This is a genomic window from Neptunomonas phycophila (assembly GCF_001922575.1).
GTDB lineage: Bacteria > Pseudomonadota > Gammaproteobacteria > Pseudomonadales > Balneatricaceae > Neptunomonas > Neptunomonas phycophila.
Genome location: NZ_MRCI01000001.1, coordinates 1,323,697 through 1,342,706, shown reverse-complemented (window position 1 = coordinate 1,342,706; position 19,010 = coordinate 1,323,697). Strand labels below are relative to the sequence as shown.

26 protein-coding genes and 1 pseudogene are annotated in these 19,010 nt (G+C 43.8%); 7 read left to right on the top strand and 20 right to left on the bottom strand.

Annotated features, from left to right (window positions below; all coding sequences use genetic code 11):
* Positions 1–52 precede the first annotated feature (52 nt).
* Positions 53–940: a LysR family transcriptional regulator gene (locus tag BS617_RS06140; protein ID WP_075173460.1), complete on the top strand. Its 888-nt coding sequence runs from the start codon at positions 53–55 to the stop codon at positions 938–940.
* 106 nt (positions 941–1,046) lie between these two features.
* A complete protein-coding gene (locus BS617_RS06135; protein WP_075171980.1) occupies positions 1,047–2,045 on the top strand; it encodes an NADP-dependent oxidoreductase in 999 nt (332 codons plus the stop codon).
* Between the two features lie 29 nt (positions 2,046–2,074).
* On the opposite strand, the gene BS617_RS06130 is transcribed toward BS617_RS06135, so the two are convergent.
* The 3 genes from BS617_RS06130 to BS617_RS06120 form a co-directional block, all read right to left on the bottom strand.
* Positions 2,075–2,605, bottom strand: a complete 531-nt coding sequence (locus BS617_RS06130; protein ID WP_075171979.1) for a prepilin-type N-terminal cleavage/methylation domain-containing protein — start codon at positions 2,603–2,605, stop codon at positions 2,075–2,077.
* Positions 2,606–2,793: 188 nt separating this feature from the next.
* The gene (locus BS617_RS06125; protein WP_075171978.1) at positions 2,794–3,174 is read right to left on the bottom strand and encodes a VOC family protein; all 381 of its coding nucleotides are present in this window, start codon (positions 3,172–3,174) and stop codon (positions 2,794–2,796) included.
* 68 nt (positions 3,175–3,242) lie between these two features.
* Positions 3,243–3,983 (bottom strand): AraC family transcriptional regulator, encoded by a 741-nt coding sequence (locus tag BS617_RS06120; RefSeq protein WP_075171977.1) that lies wholly within the window; start codon positions 3,981–3,983, stop codon positions 3,243–3,245.
* Between the two features lie 159 nt (positions 3,984–4,142).
* Here BS617_RS06120 and BS617_RS06115 point away from each other — a divergent pair, with 159 nt between their 5' ends.
* The gene (locus BS617_RS06115) at positions 4,143–5,801 is read left to right on the top strand and encodes a GGDEF domain-containing protein (protein WP_075171976.1); all 1,659 of its coding nucleotides are present in this window, start codon (positions 4,143–4,145) and stop codon (positions 5,799–5,801) included.
* A 73-nt stretch (positions 5,802–5,874) separates the two neighbouring features.
* Here BS617_RS06115 and BS617_RS06110 read toward each other — a convergent pair whose 3' ends face one another.
* The 15 genes from BS617_RS06110 to BS617_RS06040 all read right to left on the bottom strand — a co-directional run bounded on the left by BS617_RS06110 (position 5,875) and on the right by BS617_RS06040 (position 14,870).
* On the bottom strand, positions 5,875–6,327 hold the full coding sequence (locus tag BS617_RS06110; RefSeq protein ID WP_075171975.1) for a DUF302 domain-containing protein: 453 nt from the start codon (positions 6,325–6,327) through the stop codon (positions 5,875–5,877).
* A gap of 127 nt (positions 6,328–6,454) precedes the next feature.
* Entirely contained in the window at positions 6,455–6,931 is a 477-nt protein-coding gene (locus tag BS617_RS06105) for a DUF1499 domain-containing protein (protein WP_075171974.1), read from the bottom strand.
* A gap of 129 nt (positions 6,932–7,060) precedes the next feature.
* Complete coding sequence (locus tag BS617_RS06100) at positions 7,061–7,441, bottom strand: DUF3592 domain-containing protein (protein WP_075171973.1); 381 nt, start codon at positions 7,439–7,441, stop codon at positions 7,061–7,063.
* Between the two features lie 57 nt (positions 7,442–7,498).
* Positions 7,499–8,086 (bottom strand): DUF7822 domain-containing protein, encoded by a 588-nt coding sequence (locus BS617_RS06095; protein WP_075171972.1) that lies wholly within the window; start codon positions 8,084–8,086, stop codon positions 7,499–7,501.
* A 55-nt stretch (positions 8,087–8,141) separates the two neighbouring features.
* Positions 8,142–8,915 (bottom strand): type I methionyl aminopeptidase, encoded by a 774-nt coding sequence (map, locus tag BS617_RS06090; RefSeq protein WP_075171971.1) that lies wholly within the window; start codon positions 8,913–8,915, stop codon positions 8,142–8,144.
* On the bottom strand, positions 8,908–9,114 hold the full coding sequence (locus BS617_RS06085; RefSeq protein WP_075171970.1) for a ParD-like family protein: 207 nt from the start codon (positions 9,112–9,114) through the stop codon (positions 8,908–8,910). Before BS617_RS06085 ends, map begins: the two co-directional genes overlap by 8 nt.
* A 170-nt stretch (positions 9,115–9,284) precedes the next feature.
* Positions 9,285–9,641 (bottom strand): hypothetical protein, encoded by a 357-nt coding sequence (locus tag BS617_RS06080; RefSeq protein WP_075171969.1) that lies wholly within the window; start codon positions 9,639–9,641, stop codon positions 9,285–9,287.
* A 163-nt stretch (positions 9,642–9,804) separates the two neighbouring features.
* Complete coding sequence (locus tag BS617_RS06075; RefSeq protein WP_075171968.1) at positions 9,805–10,272, bottom strand: hypothetical protein; 468 nt, start codon at positions 10,270–10,272, stop codon at positions 9,805–9,807.
* Between the two features lie 638 nt (positions 10,273–10,910).
* Complete coding sequence (locus tag BS617_RS06070; protein ID WP_075171967.1) at positions 10,911–11,336, bottom strand: hypothetical protein; 426 nt, start codon at positions 11,334–11,336, stop codon at positions 10,911–10,913.
* A 120-nt stretch (positions 11,337–11,456) separates the two neighbouring features.
* Complete coding sequence (locus BS617_RS18560) at positions 11,457–11,714, bottom strand: GNAT family N-acetyltransferase (protein ID WP_212667409.1); 258 nt, start codon at positions 11,712–11,714, stop codon at positions 11,457–11,459.
* 165 nt (positions 11,715–11,879) lie between these two features.
* Positions 11,880–12,461: a hypothetical protein gene (locus BS617_RS06060; RefSeq protein ID WP_075171965.1), complete on the bottom strand. Its 582-nt coding sequence runs from the start codon at positions 12,459–12,461 to the stop codon at positions 11,880–11,882.
* A gap of 129 nt (positions 12,462–12,590) precedes the next feature.
* The gene (locus tag BS617_RS06055) at positions 12,591–12,959 is read right to left on the bottom strand and encodes a hypothetical protein (protein WP_075171964.1); all 369 of its coding nucleotides are present in this window, start codon (positions 12,957–12,959) and stop codon (positions 12,591–12,593) included.
* A gap of 107 nt (positions 12,960–13,066) precedes the next feature.
* On the bottom strand, positions 13,067–13,654 hold the full coding sequence (locus BS617_RS06050; protein ID WP_075171963.1) for a hypothetical protein: 588 nt from the start codon (positions 13,652–13,654) through the stop codon (positions 13,067–13,069).
* 90 nt (positions 13,655–13,744) lie between these two features.
* The gene (locus BS617_RS06045; RefSeq protein ID WP_139303187.1) at positions 13,745–14,134 is read right to left on the bottom strand and encodes a DUF2251 domain-containing protein; all 390 of its coding nucleotides are present in this window, start codon (positions 14,132–14,134) and stop codon (positions 13,745–13,747) included.
* A gap of 142 nt (positions 14,135–14,276) precedes the next feature.
* Positions 14,277–14,870 (bottom strand): hypothetical protein, encoded by a 594-nt coding sequence (locus BS617_RS06040; RefSeq protein ID WP_075171962.1) that lies wholly within the window; start codon positions 14,868–14,870, stop codon positions 14,277–14,279.
* 349 nt (positions 14,871–15,219) lie between these two features.
* Between BS617_RS06040 and BS617_RS18555 the strand changes: the two genes are divergently transcribed.
* Positions 15,220–15,471 carry a site-specific integrase gene (locus BS617_RS18555; RefSeq protein WP_075171961.1) on the top strand — a complete coding sequence of 84 codons (252 nt, stop codon included), beginning with the start codon at positions 15,220–15,222 and terminating at the stop codon, positions 15,469–15,471.
* Positions 15,390–15,563: pseudogene (locus BS617_RS18395) on the top strand (tyrosine-type recombinase/integrase); the annotation flags it as partial. The gene BS617_RS18555 and the pseudogene BS617_RS18395, both read left to right, overlap by 82 nt.
* 60 nt (positions 15,564–15,623) lie before the next feature.
* Here the strand turns inward: BS617_RS18395 and aroC are convergent.
* Together aroC and prmB are read right to left on the bottom strand one after the other, a co-directional pair.
* A complete protein-coding gene (gene aroC / locus BS617_RS06025; RefSeq protein ID WP_075171960.1) occupies positions 15,624–16,718 on the bottom strand; it encodes a chorismate synthase in 1,095 nt (364 codons plus the stop codon).
* 59 nt (positions 16,719–16,777) lie between these two features.
* On the bottom strand, positions 16,778–17,752 hold the full coding sequence (gene prmB / locus BS617_RS06020) for a 50S ribosomal protein L3 N(5)-glutamine methyltransferase (protein ID WP_346424302.1): 975 nt from the start codon (positions 17,750–17,752) through the stop codon (positions 16,778–16,780).
* A 12-nt stretch (positions 17,753–17,764) separates the two neighbouring features.
* Between prmB and BS617_RS06015 the strand changes: the two genes are divergently transcribed.
* Both BS617_RS06015 and folE read left to right on the top strand, forming a co-directional pair.
* A complete protein-coding gene (locus tag BS617_RS06015) occupies positions 17,765–18,385 on the top strand; it encodes a Smr/MutS family protein (protein WP_083609947.1) in 621 nt (206 codons plus the stop codon).
* 69 nt (positions 18,386–18,454) lie between these two features.
* On the top strand, positions 18,455–18,994 hold the full coding sequence (folE, locus tag BS617_RS06010) for a GTP cyclohydrolase I FolE (RefSeq protein WP_075171959.1): 540 nt from the start codon (positions 18,455–18,457) through the stop codon (positions 18,992–18,994).
* Positions 18,995–19,010: the final 16 nt, after the last annotated feature.

The window sequence follows — 19,010 nt, the reverse complement described above, 5'->3', positions numbered from 1 at the left end:
CAGAAAAATACAAGAGAATGAACATTATTATTTCATAAATCGAGCAAATAAGATGGACAGAGTAACCGCCGCCAGAGTTTTTGTTGATGTAGCCTACTCGCTTAGCTTTACCGCTACCGCAAGCCGACTCGACATGTCGCGTGCTATGGTCACCCGGTATATTGAAGCGATGGAGGATTGGTTACAGATACGTTTATTTAATAGGACCACACGAAAAGTTTCTTTAAGCACGGCAGGACAAGCATGCTTGAAAGAAGTTGAAGCCTGGTTACAACAAGCAGAAAAAATAGCCTTACAAGCAACCGACAACGATGAGCTTGCGGGTACGATTCGGATTGCCACCAGCATGTCTTTTGGATTCTCACAATTAATGAAACCAATAGCCGCATTCATGTCACTACACCCCAAAGTGCAAATCGATATTGACCTGAATGACGGCGTGACCGGGTTGACGGAACAGAGCATTGATCTGGCTATACGCTTAGCTTCTAAGCCTGACCCTTCTCTTATTGGAAAGCCAATCAGCGTATGCGAGTCCGTTATTGTCGCTTCGCCTAGCTACATTAGCCAAAATGCAGCTATAAACCACCCAAGTGATTTAGCTCTCCATGCTTGTCTAGGATATAAAAACTTTGAACGGCATATCTGGCATTTATCGCAAAACGACCTGTTTGAATCAGTTCCTATTAAATGCCGACTGACCGCTAACGAAGCAACCACCCTGCTACATGCCGCACTAAACGGCACTGGAATATCATTACAGCCTACCTATTTAGCTAACGCTTACATCAATAGTGGGCAGTTAGTCCATATTTTACCCGAGTGGAAGCCAAACGATTTACAGGTCTACGTACTTTACTCTTCCAGAAAGCACCTCTCCCCCACAGTCAGAAGCTTAATTGATTATTTAGACACCTATTTTCAGCTACCCCAGTGGTGAAGGAGGTTAAATCTAGCAACAAAGTGTCGCACTTTATCTGGTTTATCGCATCCAACACATCAGTAATATGCATACGCATAAACCAAAACGGCAAAAGGCTTTACACATGGAAACCAACCAAACGATTCGATTAATCGCTCGCCCATCAGGCGGCCCTATTACCGAAGATCTATTTCAAATTGAAGAACAACCCCGCCCAGTTATTGAAGACGGTCAGTTTCTGGTACGCCAAACCAGCCTTTCACTCGACCCCGCTATGTTTGGATGGATGTCGTCCGATACCGATAGCTACATACCGCCCGTTCAGCTTGGCGATATTATGCGCAGCAATGGTGTCGGTGAGGTAATTGAGTCTCGCCATCCCGACTTTTCTGTAGGTGACAAAGTTCAGGGGATGTTCGGATGGCAAACACTCATCGCGACTGACGGTAAAGGCATTACCAAACTCGACCCGTCACTGTCCGATGAAATGGCGCTATCAGTCTTCTCATTGCCAGGCCTAACCGCTACCCAAGGTTTTTATCATGTATTAAAGCCAGAAACAGGCCAAACTCTTGTAGTCTCAGGGGCAGCTGGGTCTGTTGGTTCTATTGTTGGCCAACTCGGTAAAGCGGAAGGTCTACACGTTATTGGTGTAGCCGGCAGTGATGAAAAATGCGATTGGTTAGTCAACGAACTCGGCTTTGATGGCGCTATAAACTACAAAAAAGAACAGCTCGAAGAAAATTTGGCAGCGCTTACACCCAATGGAATCGACCTATACTTCGAAAACACCGGAGGCGCTATCCAAACACCGGTTTTCAACCGAATGAATGCTCACGGGCGTATCGCAGTATGCGGCTTAATCGCAGACTACAGTCTTGAGACGCCGAGACCCGGCCCGAGTTGGTTAAACGTTATTAAAAAGCGCTTAACCATCCAAGGGTTCACCATGCCTGACCATTTACACAACGCACCGGCATTATTGGCTCAGCTGGCCCCTCATGTTAAAGCAGGTAAAATACAATACCGCGCTCACGTGCTCGAAGGCTTACCCTCTGCTATTTCTGGGCTCAACTTATTCATGACGGGTAGCAACAAAGGAAAGCTAATGGTGCGCCTTTAATACTACCCCCCTTAGTACATACTCTTGGCTTAGCAGTTAGTCGTTACATAGCTAACAGCAGGTGATCCCCCTTGAGTTGTCGCGGGGTCATACAAAATATAACAGCCGCTGTTTAACACAGCGGTTTGGTTCACATACACACCAGAACGGCCACCGAGTTTTGCGGTGGTCAACCAAAAGCGCGTATCACCATAGGTTGTAGACCAAGTCCAACCGGTAGAAAAGTCACCACCCATTATTTTGGAAAGACCATTGTTTCGACTGGCACTTGGGTAACCGTATCTAATCTCAACATCATCGACGCCATCACCATCTAGATCAATTGTCGTTAAAGGCTCATTGCTAACGCCTTGAATGACGGCCTTAGCATGCACTAAATTGGCAGCTGATAGAATGGATCCTCCCATCGATTGTAAGACCGCTTTTTGAGCGTCTGTGCTAATATCAATAAAACGCGGTAGTGCAGTAGCCGCAAGCACCCCCAGCAAAACGATAACAACAACAAGCTCGATGATTGTAAAACCCGATTGCGGTTTTCTTAACAATGCATGTTGGACCATTTACGCTCGACACCTCTTCTAAATAACGTTTGATTCAAACGTTTACTTGATCTCACAACCACCTAAAATTACTGGAATAATCTTAGTTCAAGAATACGAAAAGTGTATAAAAATCAGAAAGATGTTGCGTAAAAAATACATAAAAAATTGGTTGGCCGCCAATTCACGGCCAACAATTAGGTAGATCGTTATTGCATTGAGCTAAGGCCAAACAAGTTACCTTCGGTATCCATACAAATACTCACAAAACCAAACTCACCGATGGACGTTTTCGGCTGGACAACTTTGCCGCCTGCCTCGCTGACCTTTGCCTGCTCAGACAAACAATCTTCGACACCAAAATATACAATCGTTCCGCCAGTTACGGGCCCAGCCCCTTCTCTTTTAACAAGCGCCCCGCCTGCTCCGTATGATTCCATGTCGGTAGGGAACGCCTTCATAAGCACTCGGCTATCCGTTGGGTCGGTTAAGTCTTCCAGCTCCTTGTCAAATACCGCTTCGTAAAAAGCCGCTGCTCTTTCCATATCGTTTACGTAAATATCAAACCATCCAATTGCGTTATGCTTCATGATCATTTCCTGTCTCTAGTGAAAGTAAGATCATGCTAATGGGCAGCGGTTTTTAGGTATTGTATAAATCAGACAACATATTTTCGGTAATATTCGGCAGGCGTATATCCGGTAATGTTACGAAATGAATGTATAAAATGGGATTGATCCGTATACGCTTCGAGGTAATGCTGTTTAAATGATTGTTGTAACCTGATCACCTTAAGAAAATCATGCGGGGCAAAGCCTGTAGCCTTCTTAAGACTGCGTTGTAATTGACGAGTCGACATATGAGTTACAGCAGCCATATCTGCCACCGTTTTAATGTCTGCTAAATTCGATAAAATCGCCTGGGTCACGGTATTAACGGCTACCAGCTTTCGCTCCATTAGCGTCAGCACTAAGTCAGATAATATAGACTGCTTACACTCAAAGCCCACTTTAGCGAGCGCTTCACTAGCGGCGACTAATGGCAAGCTTCCCTGATACGGCGTCCCAACAAAGCTATCTGAAGTCTCTTTTAAATCACCTTGCCAAGCTCCCGGAAAAAACTGAATACCTGCATAATGAAAATCCTTACCCAAATTTAGCACTTCATAAGTCGTACGTAAGGCTGTAACTCCAGCAATTTCTGTATCTTTTTGATTAAAAAGGATGTTAACGCACGCATCCGGTATTGCATGTAACAGAAAATCATCCGCTAACGGCACCTCTGTTTTAAGTTCCCAATAGCTATGCACAACTTCAGCAAGCTCGCTTGGGGGCTCTTCCTGTCTATAGGACAACGAGCGAGCCTCTTTTTCGATACCATCTTGAATAGGATCGTACATACTACTCTTCCTTGAATTTTGTTCATTTTCAGACCGTCGCTGTTGAAGTAACTTAATCGCTTAAGCCGTGTGAATGTTAATTTTTAGTCTACAATTAACAACAAAATTAACATTTTTTTATTCTTTACCGTCGCTACACCGTTTTTGAGTTACTTAATAATGTTTAAACTAGCGAAATCTTTTCTGTACATGACCGTGTGCCTTCTCTGCTTTGTAGCCACTGCATCGCAAGCCAGAGAAGCCATTAGTATTACAGATACCACCATCGTGATAAAAGACAACGGAATATGGCATAGGGTAAACAATCCCCCCGCCCGTTACGATAACTGGACTCCTAGCTTGGTTAATACCGCGCAAGAAAAAGGCGCCATCATTGATAAATCCGGAACCTACATAACAAAGATATCGTTAAGATCATCCCAAAAGCAGAATAAATTTGTTGTGCTTAACTCTAACTATGTTGACCAGGGTTTTGCTTATTGGGAGCCTGTTGGCGGCTCACCTCAACTCATAGCCGAGTTTTCACAAACAAACGACAAAGACATGCCGCACTTAATGCACGCTCAATCCTTTCCTCTTGTACTCAAAGATCAAGAAGAAGGAAGCCTGTGGGTGCTTATTAGCGCGAGAAAATTCGCCACGCCTGTCAATCTAACGTTTTTCTCTCAACCGGCGTTTTACCAGTATCTGTTTGCGATTAACAGTATCACCCTGTCATGCATTGCCATTATGTTCACGCTAGCCTTCATCGCGCTTCTAATAGCAGTAAAAACGAAACAGGTCCTATCGTTTTGGTGTGCTGGATACCTTGGGTCCCATGCTCTTAGCTGGGTATTTACCTCTGGGTTGGCTAACGATTTATTTAGCTATGCCAGCGTTAACATGACTTATGGCGCACTATATATCTTCCCGATCATCAATGCGTTTGCGGCTTTCTTTACCACACGGCTTTTTGAATGCAAGATTCAAAACCCACGCTTACATCGCTTACTCATATTCATGGCCCTAGTTCTGGCAGTCGCCACCCTTATGCTGCCCTTTGTTCCGTTTGATATCGCCTACCAATTTGCTCATATTCTCGCGGCTATATGGTCCCCATTGAGCATTTATATAGGCATCATCATGTGGTCTAAAAAGGACTTTAGAGCCAAATACTATTTAACCGGCAATGTCGTTTATGGGCTCGCGGTAATCTATATTTTGGCGGCTCATACAGGTCATTTCGATGGTTTGTTGTATCCCGAAATGGTTGTTTTAGTCGCTATCGTAATAGATTGTTTGTGCATTTTATTGTCTTTAGCTGAATGGCTTTTAATAAGGCAAAACACGTACAAAAAAGTGCTCTATGAAGCCCGTGTAGATGCATTAACAAAAGTCGGCAACCGTTTTGCATTAAGCGAAAAGCTCAACCTTTTAGGCAAGGACTACCTTGTTGTTTATATTGATTTAGACGGTATTAAATCCATTAACGACAACATGGGGCACGCTTCAGGTGACCAATTATTAAAAGAGGTTTCTTTATTAATGAAGCAACGCATTCGCCATTTAGGGGAAGTATTTAGGCATGGCGGCGATGAATTTGTCTGGGTCATTAACAAAACAAGTAGCTCAAACACCAACCTAAACACTGAACTAACAACCATTATTGGAGAGATTGAAAACTCAATTCAAGAGAGCTGGCCAACCGTTGGTATTAGTTACGGAATTGTCAACGGACAAGAGGGGCAAAACCACAACAGCGTTTTAGAGAAGGCTGACCGGCTTATGTACGAACATAAAGTTGCCAAAAAATCGCCTATACAAACCCCGCGGGCATGAAAGGAACCGGCCTAAAGGATCTAATAAACACCGTATAGCCGCTTACTAGATCCTAAAGAGCCATACAAATACGCTATTGCGCCACTGCAGCCGTAGAGAGTGCGCCTAATACACCCGATACTTTCTTAATCACTTCATCGCATCCTTCAATACTGTGACGCTGTACAAGGTAATTAGGATTGTTATAAGACAACCAAACCTTATTATTTGAGTCCTCAGTAATCATCACTTTTTGCGGCAAATCGATCGCTACATCTTGTGAGCATTGCATGAGTGGAGTACCCACTTTGGGGTTACCAAAGATAATCACTTCGGTTGGACGCAACTCCAAACCCACATTAGCAGCATTTTGCTGGTGGTTAATTCGAGTAAATACAGTTAACCCCTTGCTTTTAGCTATGTTTTCGAAACGATCGGCCGTTTCTTTTACTGAGTAAATGCTTTCATACTTCACCAAGCTGTCCTCAGCACTGGCCGATAATGAAAACACAGCTAAAGCAACACCCAACAATAATGACTTAACCATGAGACACCTCTTTTAGTTATAAATTGATGCACCGCCACACCACACACATATAGAAATGGCATGTTGATCTACTTAGAACTAATACACATCCTTGTAGACAGGCATATACACCCTCATTGAGAGTGCATTATTGATCAAAAGTTTCTATGAACTCTCTAATACGTGCTGCATTCGCGCCTCTATCGCTGCGGCCAATACGCGAAACACTGCGGATATCAACACGGCTTGCACTACCTTCAGTTGTCACAGTCACGACGACATCATCAACAAACTGAAAAACAGGGGTACGAGCTGACGCCTCAAAGCGTAAAGCATTTTCATCTTGAGCGACTATCTCCCACCCCATTTCATTTGCAACACGTAAAGACTCGCTAAAGGCTTGTTGGGCTGTCTTGCTCGTCTGAATAGGTGCAATATCGGCATAAGCTTTTTTCTGCATCTCAGCTACTTCGGCTCCACCATACACAAGGGAATTTTTAGCCCCCTTGCGGCTCTCGTCCAACACCAAAAACGCAGGCGGGTTGTTCGTGTTTGTTGTTATATCGTGTATGAGCGGGAACGACTGAGCCGGTTTAACAGAGCTAATGATAACTGGAGCCAACAAAGCTAACCCTACTAGGCCTGCTAACGCGGCTTTGATCGCTCCACAACGGTTGCTGACTACCAGCTGATAACGCCCTTTTCAACCGCATGTTATTTTTCTAACTACCTAAAGGACACCAGCTACCCACTGTTAAAACACACCCAAATAAATGGCCGGTATAGCAAGGCCTATAAACAGAATACCTAGTCCATAACCATTTCCTTTAGCTAAACGGGCGTTACCTTCATCCCCTTTTTTATACAAAACATCTGTATATCGGCCTACTGGGACTATGTGTGAGCTAAAAGATGTTTTTGATTCAACTTCGTAAGTAGTGCCATTTAATGAAAACTCAAAAATAGGCCTAAACATTGTTTGTTTTCGGTTATCACTTTTCGTTTGGTACTCATCATAGCGTAATATTTTTCCCTGAGTTTTTAGTACTGCCCGATTAAAACGATAGTAATCAAATATGATATAGCTCCCAATACCTCCGAAAACCACACCCGCTATTAAAGGAACAACATTCATACATAGCCCTATAAAAATATGGAAAATCGGCCTATCAACATACGTTTGTTAGACCAATTAATCGCCAAACTGAAAATACAATATATTTGACCAATTACCTAAACCAAGACCATAAAAAGGTTCTAATGGGTCATATTGTGGTGGCTCTTGCTTGCGGCCCAACAGTTTATCTAAGAAGCCTCTATGTGGCTCATCAGGAATAATAGCCTTAGGTACAGCTAGTGCGCGTACATCCTGATTAATAGAGTTTATTTCTTCTATCAGTGCCCGATTTTTTGCTTCTAGAGGGCCTTCCTCCATATCAAATATTTCACCGCATTCAAGGATAAAATATTGTCTTTCATTTGAAGCGTTAGATAAAAAAGCTTTTGTCTCAGTTACAAGCGCTTCAGCCTGAGGAGGTAACCTGTCGAGATATTCATTTAAGGTAGCCAAACCCGTTTGAAAATCACCGGCTATTGCAATTTTTTCGGGAGTTTCCCAAATGGATGACTTAACCGCTCTAGGGTTGCCCGCGAGTAACAGCTTAAAAGCTAAGGGGATATCGTAATTCCATTCCGAAATGCTATGCAAATCCTTTACTTCTTGCCACTCTGGTGACTCAGGAAGATGATTTGTTGTATATAAATAACTTCTATTTGCCATGTCCTCTCCTTGGATGCACGCCGCAATTATTTAGATGCTGCCGTGCCTGCGGTTGTTAAATTCGCTCTTCAGCTCTGAGCGTCAGAACCTCGTAACCATCGGAGGTAACGGCGACCGTATGCTCCCACTGAGCAGATAATTTTTTATCGCTAGTGACGACGGTCCACCCATCTTTTTTCAACTTAACCTTGGCCTTGCCCTGATTAATCATGGGTTCTATTGTAAACACCATCCCTTCCTGCAGAACCAAACCCTTGCCGAGCTGGCCATAATGCAGAACCTGTGGCTCTTCATGCATTTCTCGCCCAATTCCGTGCCCACAATACTCGCGAACAACAGAATAGCCATGTTTCTGGGCGTGACTCTGAATGGCATAACCAATATCACCAAGGGTCGCTCCAGGCTTTACAACTCGGATCCCTTCCCACATGGCCTCATAGGTTTTATCAACCAAACGCTTAGCGACCGGAGTCACGTCACCGATCATGTACATTTTGCTCGAGTCAGCGATAAATCCGCCCTGCTCCAACGTTATATCAACATTGATAATATCACCGGATTTCAGCTTTTGATTGGTTGAAGGAACGCCATGGCACACAACGTAGTTTACAGAACTATTCAAAACATACTGATACCCATACTGACCTTTACTCGCTGGTCGAGCATGTAGCTGATCGATAATGAACCTCTCCGCCACATCATTGATATCCATCGTTGATACACCAATGTCGATACGGCCATCAAGGTAATCAAAAACCCTTGCAAGAAGCCGACCGGACTCCCGCATTAAATTCAATTCTTCAGCACTTTTCAGTTTTACGCTAGCCACCGACAACCTTCCTTAGGTCTACGTTGGCCAGCTTCATTTGGTCACGCATGATCTCAGAAAAAGACATGCTGGGATTCGCCTCGGCGAGCATGCCAATCTTTATCCAATACTCAGCCTGAGCATTGATAGAGCGAACCATAAGTGAACTCGCCTTACGAACCTCCTCATGTAGTTCGTCGTCAATCTTTACAATTCCCATAGCAACTCCTAGATATACGGTATGTATACGTTATATATACGGATCATATATCGCTGATGCTCGGCTGGCAATGGTCAGTCAGCAATGTAACGCCGCACTAAAGAACTAAAATAACGTAACTATTGAGGTTTCATGGTGCGCAGCGCCCGATGTTAAGTGCATTGCTAGCTTTATGCGTGGTATGCACAACCTTCAATAAGAACCTGCCCCTCCCGCTCTCTAAAACCATAGATCAGAAGGCCCGGCTCTTTTCTTTTTTCTAATTCTACTTTCCACAACACAATCACATGATCAGGATTTCTATGTATGGCGACTAAATCAGATATTTTATGTGTTCCATACAAGTCAAAGTTTTCTTCAATCTGCCTGTTGAATTCACCTTCTGGAAAGTCTTCAGAGGGATTCTCATCGAAGAAATAACGAATGAATTCATTGTAATTTTTTTCATTCCATGCGTTCTCGGTATACTCAGCTAACGGCATTACAATATCGAGTATCTCCTTGTCACTAAGATCCTTGGCTTCCATCCTATCCTCCATAATCGTTTACGCTGCGATAAGTAGTAAGCAAAGCTACCACTGAACAAAATCATACCGCCGTAAAAACGAAACCCAACGATGGAATGAAAAATACCATACGTTGGGAATCTGTCTTATTAAACGCCTTGTTAAGCACTACGCGCTGACTTGATTATTTGAGACCAACTTCGTGCAGGCATCTCGTGTAAAAATTGCGTCTAAAATTGGGTGCCTTGCGATTAAAATGAGTCGTATCTTCACTAAATTTTGTCATGAGCTTATCCGTAACACACTGACATACGTTGTCTTTTTGCTCAAAAGAATAGCGCATCAGACCTTTTCTGTTGAGACATTGCTGGTATTCCCACTCTTCCATGCCATTAACATCAAAACATGCGTCTAAGGCATTCTTTGATGCTTCCTGTATGTGTGCTTTTGGGTTTTCTACCAGATAATCAGCTGCTTTTGTTGCATAGCATGTGCAATCATGAAGCGCCTTAATATCATCACGTGTATCACAATATATGAACTGATATTCATATGAACGCGGATCGCTTGCGTCCTCAGCATAAGTTGTCACGGGGCATGTGAAAACAACAATAGCGAGTATCGTTAGGGATATTAGTTTGGATAAAATCATTCTTATCTCCTTATTTTATACTAAGCGGCAATGTTCTTATGCCCGCCGGCTCAGCACGTAAAATGCCAGTTCTTTCAACACCTCAGATTCCTGCATTCTTTCTCGACCGCATAACCCCCGCACAGGGGCAGACAAATAAGCGCTGCGTTTTGGCTGTCCCAGCGACCAAAGGGAACGATTATTGAGGCTTGTTTTTGAGTTTTATTATGCACTCTTAGTTTTAACCACACTTTTATACAAGACCAATAAAACAAGCAACACTAGAAACCAAGCTAAGGTAAGCACTATGGCAACAAAAAGCACTGAAAGCATGCCGCCTTCTAGCTCCATGTTTAGAAGATAGGCACTTAAAGAGATAAAAGAACAGAAATAGAAGTTAGGATTTTTGGCTTAACGCTAAATCGGGAAGGGAGCAGTTTTGCAGCAACAAGACAAACAAGCAGACACGGTAACGATGCAATAGAAATTAAGATTACGTATATTGAAATGATTAATATTACATCCATGTCTGCGGGACTTTTTTAATGCATAACGCCCAGCTATGGCGTCGGAGTGCAGTTAGAATTTTTTGTGGTAGCTGCCACAAAAAAAGCCGACGCAACGGAGGTCGCTCATGAGCTATTTGTTAGGCCCCGCTTCTACTTCCAGCAGGAATATTCAAATATGTCATCCTCCGTATGCACTGATATATAACAGTTTATACCTCCAAACCTCCATGAAAAATCCGTTTGCCCGAACTCTTCCTCCAACGTTAAAGAAGGGAAGCTACCTATAACTCTTTTAAGTTTCTCCTGGTTGATTCCAGTTCCCAATTTGGAGAATTGGAGCGTTACTTGTGAAGAACCTCCAGTGTATGATGTTTTAGAGTCAAAGTGCTGGACTGTTACGCCTAGAACTTGTTTCGGAATCGAGGCTTCATTCGACAAGAGATTAACTACCTTATACCCACCAATCGAATCGTACTTCAAGGTGTCTATTATTTCATCGAAAGTAGCAGCCATTGCTTCTCCCCACAATATTTGGCTTAGTAACAGAACCACAAACATTTTTTTATTTCGTTTCATGCGTTGAAACCTTTTTGGGCCTAACGGCCTGCTTAGGGGCGGAAATACCTAGGCTAAAATTTAGCAGCGAAGCGACGCAGCCCATGTGTTTGCGTCCCCACGAGCGGCTATAGTAGATTGTTAGATGCCTAAGTCCAAATAGTACCTGAACGATGATTTGATAAAACCACTGCGCTCGTAATATGCCTGAGTTGCTTCGCGAGTCAAAGATGTAGTTACTTCCAACTGCGCGCAAGAAAGACTTTTAGCTTTTTCTAGTGCATGGTCGATTAGCCTTTTTCCGACTCCATTGCCTCTAGCGTATTCATCTACAACGAGCGAAGTTATACGACAATTCTGCTTTTGAAGAGGGAAATAGAAAAAGTAAATAAGTGACATAAAGCCAATTAGCATTGAGAAGAAGACAAATGGTTTTTGCAGGTTCTTAAACTACAATCCTAATACAATAGCTTCGATTAATCCCACACCGCGTCCCTAGGTATATAACGCTCGCGCAATAGGCGCGAGCTTGCGAGCGTCCTGATTGACGCGTTTGATAAAGACTTACTTCGCAGCACTACTTAACACCCAGAAACCAATTGGCCATGCGGCCAACAAAGAGTAAGTAATTAGGTTTGCGTTGCGTACCTTACCCCTGATGCTTAGCGATGGTAGTGTTTTATTGAGTTTTTTTGAAACAAAAAACTCCGACCACCATGACGCGAAGAAGAACGGGATCAACAACACTAACCCTGCAATAGGGATCATCCAATTCAGATCTTCTTCATATGGTATCAACCATGGAGCCTGCCAAGTAACCGCTAACACTTTACCCATGACAGAATTAATTCCGTAAGCACTACCACCTCCAGTAACCATTTGAACCAACATAAGTAGAAACCATGTAAGAGGAATACCTATAATGGTTGAGGCCACATTAGAAATGCTTACCGTTTTCAAAGATTGACCAAGAGATAGTTCCAAACCCTTTGATATGTAGAGTGTTTCTATAGCTATGATCGGCACTAGCGACATTAAAAATGCTGGCATTGCCAAAAATAGCATTGGTACACCTGCGTTGGCATAGGCAACACCCGGAACTACAAACGCAAGAATAGTTAATATGAGTTTTTTGGATTTATGCACGATTCCCTCTTGGGCATTTAACGCTGAGCTAACCGGCAGCTTTGGAGAAGCGAAGCGCCGGAAAAGCTGTCCAGTGGAAGCCGCGTGTTATTGCAGCTGTAACGGTGGTTGAGCTTTTTGTTATATTTTTTAGCACCCATCGGGGCGCCCCTCTACTTTTACCATTTTATAATTACCCGTGTCATGCAACGAAATTATAGCGTTTTCAATGAAACAGAAAGTTCCAACAACTGGCAACCTGCAACCTTTCTCTGTACAAGTACCGCCATAATTAGTAACAAACTCGACAATACCTTTAAAACCGACACCTGACATGTATTTTTCATTGAGTAAGTTTTCTAGATATTTATAGTTGAGGCTCCCATCAGGGTTACTTATAAGATCTATTGCCATTTTTTTTCGATGATCAATTTTTACCGAAAAATTTAGAGCAGCTATCAAGCTTATTATTAAAGCTATTCCGATAGTACTTAGTATGACTATGTTTCTCCTTTGCATGCTACCTCCGTAAAATATAACACCTTGCTAAGGGGCAACCGAAACGCAGTGTAGGCTGTCCCGCGGAGGCCGCCTCTTTTGCGGACGGAGTGTACTTGAGCAACTTGTTAGGCGCATACCACTTTACGCCTGTAACTGACTATAAAAAGCAAAAACAAACAAGCACTACTAACTGATAAAGGAAATAAAGCCGTTGCTACAGAATAATGCTCTAGTGCCAATAACGCGAAAGTATTTCTTGCCGTAAACAGCAGAAAAAAAGGAATGTTTTCCTCGTGGGGAAAATCATAAGCTTTCCGGATAGTGGGGCCAAAACCAAGCAGGTCAACGGCAGTAAGAACCACTACCGCCCATAATGGATCAGAGGTGAAATACCAAAACGGCAATGACGCAAGCGCCGATAAGAAAAATAGCCAATCAGTTTTAGTTATGGAATTATCTGAACGTTTAATAAATGCCAATGCAGCAATGAATACTGTGATAGCACCGGACACTCCGATAGGCCATGCACCTATGCCACCTTTGGCTTCAAGTTGTGCAAAAAAGACAATAACAGTTGTGGTACCCCAAATCACCCAGGAAAATACATGAGGCTTTGTAACACCTGCCAATATTGAACGGATATAAGGCACGAAAGCGACAAACGTAATAACTATTGCCACTCCGCTGAAAAATAGTTTCAAACTCGAATCCATGATTAGCGCCTAACGCCGCCAGCAGGGGCCGAAAAACCAGAGCGAAGCGGCGTTTTTTGGTCCCTCTGGCTGGCCTTGTTAAACGCGGACTCAGAACAATGCAAGAACATCATCGCTCCACTCATGACTGTACTTTGTCCATTTTTTGTCTGGAGGTGGAAAGTTGGTTCGACAATAGCCTCTTTTAGCAACAAAGTCGAAGGCCGCATGAGGGTAGCCGTTTATTAGTAATAGAGCCTTGTTCCCGTCTCCTGACCACACTATTTGTGCTTCCGAGGGAAGATGTTTGTCAGTGACATTGACGACATTATAAATATGGAGGGCATCGAGAATGGGGTTACCATCTCGGCCTCTATCTAATCCGTATAAATATCCAGTATCTCCGTCATCCTCGAACACTACCATGTATCTATTCTTAGGTGACCCACTTTCAAGAGTAGTATTTACTCCAACAGTGAACTCTGTTTCGGCATAAATCATTGCCTCATCGGCCATACTTATAAGGCTCCAGGTAATCGTTATTGTTAGTAGTAAATGCTTGATGCTCATTTTCGTTTAACGCCTCAATAACCGGCGCAGCTTTGCTGCGTCCGGCGCCGAAGGCGCGAAGTTGATTGATTTGTTAGAGCTTTTCCAGCTCTTTCATTAACCGCTTTTCTTTTGCCTCTTTAGATTCAAAGAACTCTTGATAAATGCCAGCAAAAATTGATAGTAAAAACAAAAGAATGAATCCCCAAAAGCCTGCCATATAAAAGAATTCCATCATTTCATTTGGCTCATCTAGTTTTGCTAATTGATCTTTAGACCGCACTTTCATTTTTTCCAAAGAGTATAAATGTAAAAAATAGGTCGAATCATCAACTAATATAGAAACTTGAAATTCTTCTTCTGGCCTCAAGTCCCCCAATTTTAGAACACTAAAATCTTTAGCTTGTTCGAGTTCATAAGGGGAGGTTGTACTAATTTTATAATTCTCTTCAAGCTTGTCTGGAAGTTGAATCTCAATACTTTCTTCCAGTTTTTTGCCTTCATTTCTTACAGAAATAGAAAACGCTTTAGTATTTTCCACCTCAATAGGGCCTTCAAACCTGAAGATTAGCTCCTCAGATTCTTGTCTAAGGTCAATCAAATAAGGTATTGCAACTGCCACTAATGGAATAAGTATGCCGCTTGCAAATGCAAACAACATACTTCTATTTGTTTTTGTATCCGCCATTTAGATTCCTTATATTTGAGCTCTAACAGTTTTATTCATGCGCATGCGCGCTTACAACCCTGACTGTAAAGTCAGAAATGATATCTAATATATTGTTAAATAATAATTTAATTGGATTTTTCAAAAGACACAGCTCCCTGTAAACGCGCATGCGCATTATCATTCTTGACCTTGCGCGTTATCATCCTTGTGGATAAACGTATCTAACTGATTATGTAAGCTTTTTCACTTTTGTCCAATATCAATTTGAGCAAGGCTAAGCAGATAAACACGCACATTTTTTGACACAATAAAAATATACTGTATAAATAAACAGCTTTATTAATTTTTTATCCACAAGGAGAGCCGGATGAAAACAAGCCCTTTTCTTAACACTATTCGTCAATCCATGCGTGCGCGTGGTTACAGTTTACGCACTGAAAAAACGTATATTTACTGGATTAAACAGTACATTGTATTCCACAAACTTAAACATCCTTCTTCAATGGCTGCTCAAGAAGTGACGGCATTTTTAAGTCATCTTGCCATACGTTTAGGCACTCCTTTGCCACTCACCTACTGCAATCTGGCCGGGACATTAGAACGGTACAAGAGCTATTAGGGCATAGCGACGTAAAGACGACTCAAATTTATACTCATGTTTTAGGTCAGCATTTTGCAGGTACGGCTAGCCCTCTAGATGCATTATTTTAGCCACAAAAAAGGGAGCTAATCAGCTCCCTCTCAATTCATCTTTATTACCTTACAAGTAACCTACCCTTTCAACACTGGCGTGTCACACGCCACATCGGCATTTTGTGCACGGTGGCGTAGGTAATGATCCATTAGCACGATGGCCATCATGGCTTCGGCGATAGGTGTGGCGCGAATACCAACGCATGGGTCGTGGCGGCCTTTGGTGATGACTTCGATTTGCTCACCCTTGGTGTTAATACTACGGCCGGGGATGCGCAGGCTAGAGGTTGGCTTAAGTGCGATACTGGCGGTGATGGCTTGGCCAGTAGAGATGCCACCTAAGATGCCGCCTGCGTGGTTTGAGCAAAAACCTTCTGGGGTCATTTCATCACGGTGCTCGGTGCCTTTTTGCTCTACTACGGCAAAGCCGTCGCCTATTTCTACGCCTTTTACGGCGTTAATGCTCATAAGGGCGTGAGCGAGTTCGGCATCTAAGCGGTCGAAAATCGGTTCGCCTAAGCCCACGGGTACGCCTTCGGCACAGACGGAGATTTTAGCGCCTATGGAGTCGCCTTCTTTGCGTAGCGCGTCCATGTAGGTTTCCATCTCGGCAACGATATCGGCGTCAGGCGAGAAGAACGGGTTTTCGTTAACGTGTGCCCAGTCAAATTTGTTCATATCGACTTTAAGCGGGCCAAGTTGTGATAAATACCCACGGATAGTGACGCCTTTGCTGGCTAAATATTTTTTAGCAATGCCTCCTGCGGCTACACGCATGGCTGTTTCGCGTGCGGAGGAGCGGCCACCCCCTCGATAGTCACGGAAGCCGTATTTGTGTGTGTAGACATAATCGGCATGCGCAGGGCGGAAAGTTTCGGCGATATTGGTGTAATCTTTTGAGCGTTGGTCGGTGTTTTCTATCAATAAACCAATCGATGTACCGGTGGTTTTACCTTCGAAGACGCCAGATAAAATTTTGACGACGTCGGCTTCACGGCGTTGTGTTGTATGGCGTGAGGTGCCGGGTTTGCGTCGATCAAGATCGCGCTGTAGATCGGCTTCGCTGATTTCGATACCCGGAGGGCATCCATCTATGATGCAGCCTAAAGCGGGGCCATGGCTTTCGCCAAAGGTGGTGATGGTGAAAAGCTTACCGTAACTGTTACCCGACATCGTTTACCTTCTCTTTCGTTATTCGCGTGCTATACCGGTGCGTGATTATACTGTGATTGTCAGAATTCGTCGCGATATTGCGCTAATTCTTCTTTTGTAATGACAAATACGCCATTACCACCCATAGGTAATTCAACCCAAGTGAGAGGCACGTGGGGGAACTGCTCCATTAAATGGACTTCGCTGTTGCCCACTTCTACCACCAGCAAACCTCCGTCATGTAAATAATCGCAGGCTTCGCGAAGAATCTGGCGGGTTATATCCAAGCCATCATTACCCGATGTGAGCGCTAGTTCTGGCTCGTGCTGGTACTCTTTAGGCATGCTGGTAAAGTCAGCATGATCAACATAAGGTGGGTTAGAGACGATTAAATCGTACTGCTGGCCTTTTACACTGGTAAATAAATCACTTTCGATGGCTTGAACACGCTCTTCTAGCTCATGATCAGCAATGTTAAGGCGAGCAACCTCCAAGGCATCTGAGGATATCTCGACCAAGTCCACTTCTGCATCTTCAAACGCGTAAGCGCAGGCAATACCAATACAACCGCTGCCTGTGCACAAATCCATTATGCGCTCGACGGGGCCAGGGCGCAGAAAAGGAGAAAACTCGGTTTCGATGAGCTGTGCAATGGGCGAACGTGGTATTAACACCCGCTCATCTACACGAAACGGCATTTGCATAAACCACGCTTCACCTGTGATGTAAGGCAAAGGGCGACGTTCTTCTACGCGCTGGCGCACGTAATCAATGATGGTTGTTTTTTCGGTATCAAGCACACGCGAGTCCATGACGGCTGGATCGGCATTCCAAGGTAAATGAACTGCCGCCAGCACTAGCTGCACGGACTCATCCCACGTGGATACATGGCCATGACCTAAAAAGACCTTGTGTTGATTCATTAAACTGCAAGTCCAACGAACGTAATCGCGCAAGGTGTGTAATTGGGATGCAATGTTTGCTTGATCTATCATCATGAGAATCGGGATAATACCCAGCCGGCTATAAAAGGCCTGACAGTTTAATGAATTCATACAATTGGCGCTATGTCTGACGATCAAAACTCATCTAATAAGCGGTTTTCGCCCGCAAACTCGCCCGTAGGCTCGCCAGACGCGTCTACCAACACCGATAGTGGTCCTAGTTTTTTGGATCTTATGAGTGATGTTACGCCCATTAAGCATGACAAAGTCGCCAAGGCGAACACTAAACGGTTACGTAAACGCACGGATCTAGCATATTTGCGTGCGCAAGCGGTTCAAGAACAAGACAAAGTCATTGATGGCTTATCCAGCGAGGTCGTCGAGATTGTTGAATCTGACGAAGAGTTGATCTTTGCTACCTCCGGCATCCAAATTGCTAAGCTCAAACGTCTCCGTAAGGGCCATATCCCCTGGGAGGCGGGTATAGATCTACACGGAATGACTGTCGACGAAGCGCGAGACGAGTTGAGCAAGTTTATTCGCGATTCTACTTTTGAAGGCTTACGCTGTGTGATTGTGGTTCATGGTAAGGCATACAGCCAAGCGGGTAAGCAGCCCGTGCTTAAATCGTATGTTAATGATTGGCTTAGACAGCTCCCGCAGGTGTTGGCTTTTGCATCCGCACAAGCGCGAGACGGCGGCACGGGTGCTTTGTATGTGCTTCTGCGTCAAAGCAAGTCATAATGCACTTTACGAACGCGTAACGTTAACGTAACGTAGCGCCCTTTTTTACCAACTGGGGATACACTCGTGATGGAAAAAGCATACGCCACCATTATTGAGCAAGTCGGCGAGGATCTTAACCGCGATGGTTTGTTAGATACGCCTGCCCGCGCGGCAAAAGCGATGGCTTATTTAACAAAAGGCTATAAACAAAACCTTGATGAAGTCGTAAACAACGCCCTTTTTGAGTCTGACAACAGTGAGATGGTATTGGTAAAAGATATCGAGCTGTACTCTTTGTGCGAACACCATATGCTACCTTTTATTGGTAAAGCACATGTCGCTTACATCCCCGATGGTAAAGTGCTTGGCTTGTCTAAAATTGCGCGCATTGTTGATATGTATGCTCGCCGTTTACAGATCCAAGAGAACATGACCCAACAAATCGCCGAGGCTATTATGTCGGTCACAGGAGCCAAAGGTGTAGGCGTTGTTATCGAAGCAAAGCATATGTGTATGATGATGCGTGGTGTAGAGAAGCAAAACGGCTCGATGAAAACCTCCATGATGCTTGGTACATTCCGCAGCAAACCAGAAACCCGTGCTGAGTTTCTATCATTACTTAATTAGCGATATTTAAGGCTCG